This window comes from Cytophagales bacterium, from assembly GCA_019456305.1.
Lineage (GTDB): Bacteria > Bacteroidota > Bacteroidia > Cytophagales > VRUD01 > VRUD01.
In genome coordinates, this window is the sequence record VRUD01000107.1 from 1 (window position 1) to 11,572 (window position 11,572).

General features: G+C 37.9%; 9 protein-coding genes. 3 read left to right on the forward strand and 6 right to left on the reverse strand.

The window, feature by feature from the left end; genetic code table 11:
- Nucleotides 1-139 precede the first annotated feature (139 nt).
- Entirely contained in the window at nt 140-637 is a 498-nt protein-coding gene (locus tag FVQ77_16140) for a hypothetical protein (GenBank protein MBW8051832.1), read from the forward strand.
- 99 nt (nt 638-736) lie between these two features.
- Complete coding sequence (locus FVQ77_16145; GenBank protein MBW8051833.1) at nt 737-1,690, forward strand: cytochrome c; 954 nt, start codon at nt 737-739, stop codon at nt 1,688-1,690.
- Nucleotides 1,691-1,695: 5 nt separating this feature from the next.
- Here FVQ77_16145 and FVQ77_16150 read toward each other — a convergent pair whose 3' ends face one another.
- The 3 genes from FVQ77_16150 to FVQ77_16160 form a co-directional block, all read right to left on the reverse strand.
- Nucleotides 1,696-3,492: a hypothetical protein gene (locus FVQ77_16150; protein ID MBW8051834.1), complete on the reverse strand. Its 1,797-nt coding sequence runs from the start codon at nt 3,490-3,492 to the stop codon at nt 1,696-1,698.
- A 124-nt stretch (nt 3,493-3,616) separates the two neighbouring features.
- Nucleotides 3,617-4,990, reverse strand: a complete 1,374-nt coding sequence (locus FVQ77_16155; protein ID MBW8051835.1) for a cbb3-type cytochrome c oxidase subunit I — start codon at nt 4,988-4,990, stop codon at nt 3,617-3,619.
- Nucleotides 4,991-5,102: 112 nt separating this feature from the next.
- The gene (locus tag FVQ77_16160) at nt 5,103-5,525 is read right to left on the reverse strand and encodes a cytochrome c (protein ID MBW8051836.1); all 423 of its coding nucleotides are present in this window, start codon (nt 5,523-5,525) and stop codon (nt 5,103-5,105) included.
- Nucleotides 5,526-5,686: 161 nt separating this feature from the next.
- On the opposite strand from FVQ77_16160, the gene FVQ77_16165 reads away from it, so the two are divergent.
- The gene (locus FVQ77_16165) at nt 5,687-6,109 is read left to right on the forward strand and encodes a hotdog fold thioesterase (protein MBW8051837.1); all 423 of its coding nucleotides are present in this window, start codon (nt 5,687-5,689) and stop codon (nt 6,107-6,109) included.
- A gap of 4 nt (nt 6,110-6,113) precedes the next feature.
- On the opposite strand, the gene FVQ77_16170 is transcribed toward FVQ77_16165, so the two are convergent.
- From FVQ77_16170 to FVQ77_16180, 3 genes are all read right to left on the reverse strand, one after another.
- The gene (locus tag FVQ77_16170; GenBank protein ID MBW8051838.1) at nt 6,114-7,052 is read right to left on the reverse strand and encodes a hypothetical protein; all 939 of its coding nucleotides are present in this window, start codon (nt 7,050-7,052) and stop codon (nt 6,114-6,116) included.
- Nucleotides 7,053-7,256: 204 nt separating this feature from the next.
- Nucleotides 7,257-10,061, reverse strand: coding sequence for a molybdopterin-dependent oxidoreductase (locus tag FVQ77_16175; protein ID MBW8051839.1), 2,805 nt, complete (start codon nt 10,059-10,061; stop codon nt 7,257-7,259).
- 404 nt (nt 10,062-10,465) lie between these two features.
- Nucleotides 10,466-11,572: T9SS type A sorting domain-containing protein (locus FVQ77_16180; GenBank protein ID MBW8051840.1), on the reverse strand; the 1,107-nt coding region annotated here is incomplete at its 5' end.

Below are 11,572 nucleotides of genomic sequence, written 5' to 3' on the forward strand. Positions count from 1 at the left end.
TCAAAGGTAAACGAGCGCGAGCGATCACCGCCTGTATAATTAATCATTCAGCACAATTAAGAAAGGTGAGTACGGTAGCCTATTTTACACAAAACCAGCAAATTGCCGTTCCGGTTTGCTATAAAAGGAGAAACAAATAATGAAAACTACAAAACTAATGTTAATGTTAATTGCAGCTTGTGGGTTAATAATTGCCACATCCTGCGACAAAAAGAAAATTGAGGATTTAGAAAAAGAGCGAGATCAGGCCAATTCAGACAAGGATGCTATATCTCAAACCCTAAATGGCGCTCATGGTAAATTTGTACTGGATCATGGCATATCTGGCAGGGACAGTGCCGTGTTTACAGAAGCTGATTTTTGGGTATGGTTTAATGAGAGTGGTACTCCGGCTAATACATCTACAGGATTTGACCTTGGTCCTGTAGCGGGGTCAATTTCATCCCGTTCGCCTGAAGAAGCCACATTTACGGTCATGAAAATGCCCAAGGGAACTCACTATATCTATGGCCATTCTCATGTTATGCTTGATACAACCGGAACAGCGGTGGAAGTAGAAGTTGTTGGAGGGAAAAACTTTGAAATACTCAATGATCACGAGTGTCCAAGTTTACATGTTCACGGTTATATAAAGTAAAACTTTGTTGATTTTTTTCATTTTTTTTTAGTAGGGTATGGGTATAACCATACCCTACACTTTTTTATCTCGCGGCTTTTTTAAATGAAATAAAAATCTGTGTTTAAAATTCCCATATCTGTTATAACAGTTATTTTATTGATCGGCCTGCATTTTAAGGCAAATGCTCAGGATGAAGGTGAACAGTTTTTTAATACGATCTGTATTGCCTGCCATACCATTGGAGACGGCAAATTGTTGGGACCAGATCTGGAAAATGTACACAAAAGACACAGCGAGGAATGGATGATAAAATTCATTAGATCATCACAAATGATGATAAAAGAGGGTGATGAAAAAGCAGTGAAGTTGTTTAATGAAAACAATATGATTGTCATGCCTGACAATGCATTCACCGATGAACAGATAAAATCTATTATTGCCTATATCAAATCAAAAAGCGGTGTTGAGGAAACCGCCAAAGGTGAAGAAACCAAAACAACTACAATAATAGACCAGCAAAAACAAGCGCCATCTTCAGTTACTGCTTCAAAAACACAGATTCAAACCACTGATTCCAAACCAGTAACCATTTCTTATGAGACAGGGGAACAGCTTTTTGATCAAAATTGTACCGCTTGCCATGCTATTGGAAAAGGTACATTAGTAGGGCCGGATTTAAAAGGTATTAATAGTAAACATCAAGAGGAATGGCTGTTAAAATTTATTAAATCATCCCAAACAATGATTCAAAGTGGTGACGGTGAAGCAATGGCTGTTTATAAACAGTTTAATGAAATTGTAATGCCCGACCAGACATTAACCAATGATGAAATTAGAGCAATTTTAATATATATTAGCAATTATAAGGAAACCGCTTCTATAGAAACAACTGAAATAAAAACTAAAGGTTTGGCAGATCCATCGCTTGATGAAAAAAAACAAGGAGGAAGTGATCTTAAGGCCTTCCTGGCGAATCCTGTTATTGTAATTGTTTTAATAAGTATTCTATTAGTGATAATTGCAAGACTTTCTTATACCTTAATTTTATTACTTAGAATGTTAAAAAGATAATTAATCTAACAAACTAATATCCGGATTTTCTTCTCCAATTCTTCTAATTCAGATGCTATCTTATTTTTAATATCCTGGGATTCTTTTACTACCCCGGAAAAAAGTTTCCTGTAATATTCAATTCCTTCAAGCAAATTATCTTTAAATAAGCTGAAATGTTTGACTTGTTTGTCTGTAAGCGGTTTTATGGCTTCTTTGATCTCATTTTTTAAGTAATCAACATATATTTTCAATTCTTTTATAAACATATTCGGACGGTAATTATCGTTTAAAATTTTTATCCGGCCATAAATATGATCTGTCATTTCTTTTAGTGAAACTACTTTGGAGAAATACGCCATATTTGGCCCGGGACATATGGAGACCCCTTTTCTTTCCACCTTTGTATCCAGTTTATTTACAAGTAACGCAGAAGTGCCTAAGCCAACACATATACATGATTTCTCAATAATTTTATTGAATGATTTCTTAAATTCGTCCTTATTCAGGTTTTTAGATTCAAGCTCTTTGATCTTTAAATTTTGATATTGCCGGGAAGCAGTGCAAATGGAGTGTGTAGTAAATTCTTTATTTGAAACAATAAATTTTTTAGGGCAGGAGCTTCCGGGTTTTTTTTTGTCAATTAATTCTTGCTTTTCAATGTCCTTCGTGTTTCCTTTTATACTATTAAAAGGGACGCCAAGTGGAGAAATATTGCTTAAATAGAGGTCTTCTTCTTTGGCATTACACAGTAGGTTGAGTGTGGTTGAGTCTACGTTGGTAACTTCAGGTACCAAAAGAAAAGGAGTTCCCCATCCGGTTGAATCAACCTTGAAATGCTGCAAAAGAAAATTATGCTCCGAAGCGTTGCCAATCCCTCCCTGGGCAGTGATCTTAACGCTTAAAGGCGTTTCAGGATATGGCTTGTTCTTATTCTTCAGGGCTGAAACGAGCAATTCATTAGTTGTGTGTATAAGCTCCTCTCTCTTATTTTTGAATTCTTCCAAAACAGGCCCAAGCAGATAACCATTAGTAGCAAAAGTGTGCCCGCCACAATTTAAGCCGGATTCTATGCGATATTCCGAAACCCACAAGCCTTTTTTTGCTAAAAACTTACCCTGTATTATTGCTGACCGGTAATCACTTACTTTTATTATGATCTTTTTCTTTAAAACTCCATCATTATCCGGGAAAAAATCCTCAAAATTTTCTATATAACTGTATAATCCAGGGTTCATGCCGGCAGAAAAAATAATCGATGAATTCAGATCGCTTAAGGCGTATCCTCTCAAAGCAGCATAGGCATCATTATATTCAGCAGAAAGCTCTTCATTCTTATTCTTATAATTGACCTTATCAAGTTTGGCCATAATGTTTACATCAACAGAACCAACCGATAAATTCGCTCTTATGCTGTCTTGCACCCTCTTTATTGCATCACTGTTTTTGGTTTGCAACATTTTATTATACACATGTTTTAGAGGTGAAGTATCAGGCAGCATTTCCAAGTATTTGATTATTTCACTGCCCTTTTCAAACAGGGAATTTTTTAGTCTTTCAAAATTTTCTTTTACAATCCCATCAACAAGGTTTAAATATGCAGTAATTCTTTTTACTCTGAAATCATTCTCATTTTTACTGATTGCTGTAAAGTTCCTGTTGATTTTTTTGCAATAATATTCTCTCATTTTTTCCATAAGAATATCATCCACAAGAGAAATTACAGATGAAATTCCGAAATGAGCAATTTTGATTGCAGAATCAAGCGAAAAGCCGATTCCCATAACAGGGATGTGAAAACTATGAACTAATGGCTGTGGCATATATAATTTGGTGATTTAGTGATTTGATAATGGATTCAAAGTTCGATGACTTAACTTAACATTTTCAAATTTTCTTAATTGTTTGCAAAATGATACAAGAAGCTTAAAGGATTTATGATATTTATCATATTTTCTTTTTAAATAATATTGCTTTATAAAAAACAATCATTACCGGGACTGTAACCATCAATAGCCCGATAAAGATCCCCAGTCCCGAGATCATAAAAGCGAACATATAGGGTTTGATGGCTAATTGTATTTCCCTGAAATTAAGCGTTGTATCAAAATACATAAAATAACTCCTGGTAACCCCGCCTGAGATAAGGCAAAGCCAAAATATCAATAATGCCACGTGAAATAAGTAGAACCCTTTTTTGATAATAGAGGCATATTTTTGAATTGCCGCAGAATACTTTTCCGATATAATAAAAAAGACACTTGACAGCAGGATGGTAGTATTAATTCCTATGGTAGTGCCCATTGCATGAGCTACTGTTATATGTGTACCATGCGTATAAAAATTGATAAAAGGTACAGAAATGCTGATTGCTAAAAGCAGGTTGAGTATTATCCAGAAATCCGAAGAGAAAAGGAACAGGTAAGTTATACTGTGTAAATGTTTTTGAGCTCTTGACAATGATCTTTTCCAGTTCCATATCAGTATGCCTAATATGATCAGTTCGGTCATGCTGATCAAGTAAGCAAAATGCCTGATCCATGATTCAGAGGGAAGAATATAGGTGTGATGCCCCCAGCCAAACATGAGGTTAACCAGGCCAAGAAAATAGAGAAAAAAGGGCAGTTTACCATTAATTAATTTTTCTTCATGATGGATTTTATGCATCACGTAAATAGCAGTGCCATATACCAGCATATTCCATGCGCCTATCATTGCCCCGTAGGCTTTCCATTGGACGGTGATATCCCTGATAATATTGTCTCTGAAATAAGGCACAAGCCACAGGTGTGCTTCCAGGAAGGTGAAAATGAAGAACAGGATCCCTGTCGCCCACATCCAGAGATATACCGGCCATTTTTTTACACCTCGTTTCAATGAGGTGTTAATAGTAAGCGTTTTAAAATAATTTATACAAAAAAGGACCCATCCTGCCAAAATAGGTATTGATAACAGGGGGTTAAATTCCAGGTATTCCCTGCCGCCAAAAAATCCTAATGAGTAGCTAATGAATATTATTATTCCACTTAACAAAAAGATCATAAAATGGATGAAGGCAAGTTTTGGAGAATAAAGTTCTGTATTTGTTACTTTAGTGATATAATGGTAAACTCCTCCTGAGGCGCATAGCACGATCCAGGTAATAACTAAGGTTACATGCATAGGCCGGGTTTTATAAAAAGGTAAATATTGCCCGGCTAAATCGGGATACACATACTGAAAACCAGCCATACATCCTATAAATACACCCATTATAAGCGTAATAAGAGCAAGAAAGATGAACAAATATGCTGCTTTATCTCCTTTCATTTTAATAATCATTAATTTGTAGTATCGCCTGTCTGCCGCCCGCCTGCCATTTTGCGGGCAGGCAGGCAGGGAATTTCAATATTTTGCCACAAAAACAGTAAGCAGCAGGCAATATTGTCAACTGTCAATTGCCAACTGTCAATTGATATGAGCCATACCAGGCCATATTTGCATCGCTCGCAGGAAATTTGCCTGTTTTATCAATATAAGCCAGGTAGGCAACAAGCGCATCTATTTCTTCACCGGTTAGACGGAAATCAGGCATGTTGAGCAAACCGTTTTTTAAAACAGCTTTTACATAATATTCTCCTTTTCCCTTGGCAGATATGGCATTTGTAAGGTCTGGCCCTATATATCCTCCTAATCCGTATATTTGATGACATGCAATGCAATTGTACTCTTGCCATACAAGTTTTCCTTTTACTGCTATATCAGTCATCTTTACCGCTGGACTTTTTGTGCCACGTGTATAGACAAGTAAAGAGTAAATGATAAACAGTATTATAAGTAAGCTCAAAATGATAACTTTTTTGGGAGGATTTGTCATGCTTTGCTTTTCAAATTGAGTGTAGATTCATTGTATAATTCTCGAATTAATAAACATGCCAAATGTTTGCTTGGAATTACAATTTAGTTTATGATGTTAATCATCGCATTATATGATTTTAATCAGTTTTTATTGATCATTATCCATGCTAACTTTATATTATGATAAGGTTTAAGAAATATACAACAGACCAACTCAATGAACATTGCAAAGGCAGTATGTATGAACATATTGGAATAAAGGTTACTGAGATAGGTGATGATTATTTAAAGGCAACAATGCCGTTAGATTCACGCACCCGGCAATCGGATGGTACGTTACATAGAGGAGCATTATCAACGCTGGCAGAATCGCTTGCTTCTATGGCAGCTACCTTATGTGTTGATAATCATAAAAAAAGGTGTAGTGGTTTAACAATACATTCGGAGTTTTTTAAGCCTGTGAAGAAAGGGTGTGTCAACGGTGTTGCTTCTCCCATTGATATCGGAGATCAGTTTCACGTGTGGGAAGTAAAAATATCGGATGATGATAAGGAGCTGGTTTGTGTGAGTAAATTGAGGATTGTGGTATTGGATATTAACTAATACTTTATTTAATATCCAATTCCTCAAATCCTTCTTTCAAATAAACATTAAGCATTTCCTTGCGGTATAAGCGCGAATAGTAAAGGTTCTCTACTATAGGGCATTTTTTTGAAATGTTTTTTATTAGCATATAAGGATCCGGGAGTTTATCAAATGAAAAAGTGAGAGGTTTTGAAGCCATACCGCTTAATGATATTTTTAATTTGCCATTACCCCTTATGCACATAGCCACAGTTAAATTGGTAAAATCTATACTGTTACGGGGGCGCAGTTTTCTGAAAAATGTTTTGTAGTTTCTGTTAAATGGAATATTAATTTTAGTAATAATTGCCTCAGAGGGCAGGTTACAAGGTATTAAGCCGTCACCTGTGTACATATCTTCTAAATATATTGTATAAGAACCTTCCCTGTCAAGATATTCAAGTTGCGCATCGAGGCAGATCAGGGCAGGTGTGAGGTCTGAGACAAATACTGCATAGCATTTCTTTGGCCCTCCTGAGGCAATACAGATCTCCCCGTCACATTTCAGACAATACCCGATAGCATTACGCCACCATTCTGATTGGTTGTAAAATTTGCAGCGGTTTTCACACAGGATGTTTCCTCCAATTGTAGCTGAGCTTCTGATCACTGCTGAAGCGATTACAGAAGCAGCTTCATATAATATCGGAAAATTTGATATGATATCTTTACATCTGATCAGCTCAGACAGCGTAACTGCTGCTCCAATACTTATGTGATCTTTTTCAATCTTAACGTTTTTCAGCTCTGAAATATGATACAGATCGATCAGGTGCTTTTTATTATTGTTGCCTTCAAATTTGAGGGGCATTACGTCTGTTCCACCTGCAAGATAAGTAAAATCATCCTTACTGTTAATTGCAAAACAGATCGCTTCATCTACCGAATAAGGTTTTAAATATCGTTGTTTTGTATTAGTCATTTTATTTCAAACAGTTAATATCAGTTAACAAAAGTTAATAGGGATTAATATCGGTTGCCCCGCACATAAATTTTATGATAAAGTTAAAAATAAATGATCTTATCAAACTCCGCACATAAATTTATGTGCGGGGTTGCATTTGAACCGGGATTTTCATTTACCTTAGGTGCTTGTTGAATCACTTGTAACCGTTATTAACTGTTATTAACCGTTATTAACCTCATATAGTATTTTCTCTGCTGTAACCGGCACACTGTTTATCCTTACACCTACAGCATCATAAACAGCATTGGCAATAGCCGGGACTGATGGATGCAAAGCGCCTTCTCCGCATTCTTTTGCCCCAAATGGGCCTTCCGGATCACAAGATTCAATCATATTGGTATGAATATCCGGAATATCCATAGAAGTTGGTATCTTATATTCAAGCAAATTAGAATTAAGCAACAACCCTTCATGATAATCCATCGCTTCACTAATAGCCTGTCCCATCCCCATGTGCCATGAGCCTTCAAGCTGTCCTTCAACTGCAAGCGGGTTCAGCGCTTTTCCACAATCATGGGCTCCCCAGAGATTGATCAGATTTACCTGGCCGGAATCTGTATTGACCTTAACTTCAGCAATTACAGCTCCGAAGCTGTAGGAAGGGCTCAAGCCCGCTGCGGCTCCTTTATATTTTCCTCCAAGCTTTGGAGAGACGTAATAACCACTTGTACTCAAAGCGCCACGATGGGCCGTAGCAAGTTCAATGCCTTCTTCCCATGTAATATCCACTTGATGATCTGAACTCATTATGCTGTTGTTCTTTATAGTCATCCATTCCACGGGTTTACTTTTCTTTTGAGCAACAGTCTTCAAAATAACACCTTTGAGCTTCTCCGCAGCTTTTTTAGCAGCATTACCTGCCATGAAGGTGACCCTGCTGGAGTAGCTTCCAAGATCAACGGGTGTAAACAAAGTATCCGCGGCATGGACATAGGTTTTATCTACGGATATACCCAGTGTTTCAGCTACAACCATAGCCAGCATCGTATCGCTGCCTTGCCCGATATCACTTGCACCGGAATAAATGACCACCCTGCCGTCAAAATCTACTTTGAGATGCACCACCGATTGCGGATAATCATTCCAAATGATGGGCAATGCGCTTCCGCTGATATAAAACCCGCATGCCACACCCATACCGTGCCCATAAGGCAATTTGTTAAACTTTTTTTCCCAGTCAGATTGTTTCATTACAGTTTCCAGGGCTTTAGCAACACCATTGCTGGTGATCCTGAACTGGCCTAAAGTAGAAGTGTTTTCAGGAAGAAAATTTCCGAATCTGAGTTTACATGGATCCATCTTTGCCTGACGTGCAATTTCATCTATCAATACCTCCATTGCAAAACGAGGATTTACAGCGCCATGGCCCCGCATTGCTCCGCAAGGAGGTTTGTTGGTGTAAACACGGGTTGATCTGAAACCAAAACTATTGAGTTGGTAAGGAGCTTCCAATAATACACCATTATAATAGGCGGTTACTACACCAAAGCTGCCAAAGGCTCCACCGTCTATTACAATATCTGCATCAACGGTTTTGAATTTTCCTTGCTTGTCCATTCCCAGCTTCATTTTCATATGTGTTGGATGCCTCCCATGATTAGTAAGGAATACTTCCTCACGTGATAAACATACTTTGACAGGTTTACCGGCTTTCTTTGCTAAATAAGCGGCAATAATTTCATGAGCAAAGGGATCGCTCTTGCCACCAAACCCTCCTCCCAGTGCAGGTTTTATGACCCTTATTTTATTCAGGGGAGTTTTTAAAACTTTACTAAGTGTGCGATGTACATAATGTGGAACCTGTGTAGAAGTGATTATGGTAAGCTCTCCGTTTTTATCCCACCATGCGGTGCATGCATGTGGTTCGGTGAAAGCATGATTCAGGCCGGCAAAGTCAAAACTCATTTCACAGACATGATCAGAAACACTGAGATCTTTCTTTACCTCCCCAAACTGCATTTTCACCTTCTTATGGATGTTGCAGCCATATTTTTGAGAATGTTCGTGTATGAGATTTTCAGGGGCGGTTTGTTCCATGGCTTCCTGCCAGGTAAAAAATTCAGGGAGCGTTTTATACCTGGCTTTAATTTTTTTTACAGCTTCGTTTGCGATGTTTTCAGTATCTGCAGCAACGGCAGCCACGATCTCGCCTATATAGCGTACACTGCCAATTGCCATAGCCGTTTGATCTTGTGAAACCGGCAGCACTCCCCATTTTTCCGGCAGCTCAAACCCTGTAGCAATAGCTCTTACACCTCTTATTTTCAGCGCTTCCTTAATATCAATACTTTCTACCACCGCATGGGATTTCCGGGATCTCAGGAACTTACAATAAAGTGCATCTTTGAAAAAAATATCATTTGCATATTCGGCTTTACCTGTAACCTTCTCACGGGCATCAATTAAAGGATGCGGTGTACCTATTATCCGGTCAGATATATTGACTATTTTTCCATTTATTTCCTCTATTCCCTTTATTCCCTTTATTCCCTTTATTCCCTTTATTCCCTTTATTCCCTTCATTTTGATAGCTTCAATTATTTTTTTATAACCTGTGCAGCGGCAAAAGTTACCTGAGATCGCTTCTTTTATTTCATTTATTTCAGGATTTGGATTTTCTTTTAGAAATGAATATGCAGCAAGGATCATTCCCGGTGTGCAAAAACCGCATTGCAAAGCCCCTTTTGCTATGAATTTTTCCTGCAGCGGATGGAGTTTTCCATCTTTTGCCAATCCTTCAATAGTGGTGATCTTGCTTTCGTGATATCGCAAAGCCGGTGTGATACAACTCAATACAGGCTTATTATTAACGAGTACGGTACAGGCGCCACAACTGCCCTGCTCACAGCCAATTTTAGTTCCGGTAAGATGCAGTTGCTCTCTGATCACTTTTGCAAGTGTCTCATGCTCATTGACCAGCAGTTCGTGAGTTTTATCGTTAACTGTGAGAGAAAGTGTTTGCATAGTATAAGAACGCAAAAATGTAAGGAAGGATGGTGTGATGATATGATTAATGTCATATTTCGGTTGTATGTGTTTTTTTTTGGTGGGATTTTTCTTCTTTTTAAGGGCTTACCGAAAAATAAGTTCCAGATTTTTGCGCACAAATTTGTTACAGATTTGGCTTATCCGATTGAGCAAAACCGCAGGAATAGCAGCGTTATTTTGAGGATTTTGCGATTGAGGATAAGTCAAAGATGTGGCAAAGTTGTGATGCAAAAATCGGAACTTATTTTTCGGCAAGCCCTAAGCGAAGTGCGGGCTTTAATGTTTTTTAGGGCATCTCTAAAAACTACACCATATATTCCCCTCTATCAAGAGGGGCAAGGGGTGTGTTTTAAAAAATATGTAGTTTTTAGAGATGCCCTTTATTTAATGATAACTAACTTATCGGTTAATATTACCCTGTTATTTACAATCACCTGATAAAAGTATAAACCATTTTTTAATTCTTTATTTACAATATTAAGCTTTTTCGTACCACCTTCTAATTGCCAGGTTTTTAATTTACTGCCTATTACATCAAAAATAATAAATTCTGCGCTTTGTTTATCCGGAATAGAATATCTTATAAGAAATGTACCATCATTTGGATTGGGATATAATTTTAAATTGAAATTGATAAATGATGATTGTATTATACCTGTGGTTACAGTTACCTCTATGGTATCTACACCTGGGCAGCCGTTTGCATCAGTAACCATAACACTATAAATACCTGTTGTATCAACAATAATAGTTTGAGTAGTTGCTCCGGTTGACCAGCCATAGCTTGTAAAGCCAGTGCCTGCATCAAGGGTATCTGAACAACCATTGCATATCATAGTGTCTGCACCGAGATTAACAGTTGGTAAGGGATTAACTATTAAGGTTGTAGAAATTACGCTATCGCAGCTATTGACAGTGGGTAAACTGTCATAGTATGTTCCGGCTGTGGTGCGGAAAATGCCAAATATCATTACGCTATCTCCATCACAAATCGTGTCGTTAGGTGTGTTGATGGAATAAATTGGATTGACGGTAATATACCCCGCCTTTGTTATCGTACTATCAAAAGAAGAACAACCAAAAGCTGTTAATGTTACATCAAAAACACCAACTGTATCGTAAGTAACTACCGGATTCTGAACCGTAGTATCGGCTGTTGTTCCACCAGGCAGCAGCCAGCCAAAACTAATAGCATCAGTAGATGTGTTATTAAATGTAACAGCATTTCCTTTACATACACTTGTATCGCTTGCTGAAAAGCTTGCAACAGGTGAGGTTGTGCTTATCTGGACTGAAACTGTTGTAGAATCTATACAACCATTTGCACCAGTACCAACAACTGTGTAAACCGTATCATTTGGCGGTGATGCGTTTACTGAACTACCGGATGCAGCGCTTAACCCGGCTACGGGCGCCCATGTATAGCTAACAGCGCCACTTGCAGTGAGCGTTACAGAATCTACTCCGGCCGTGCAAATTATACCGGG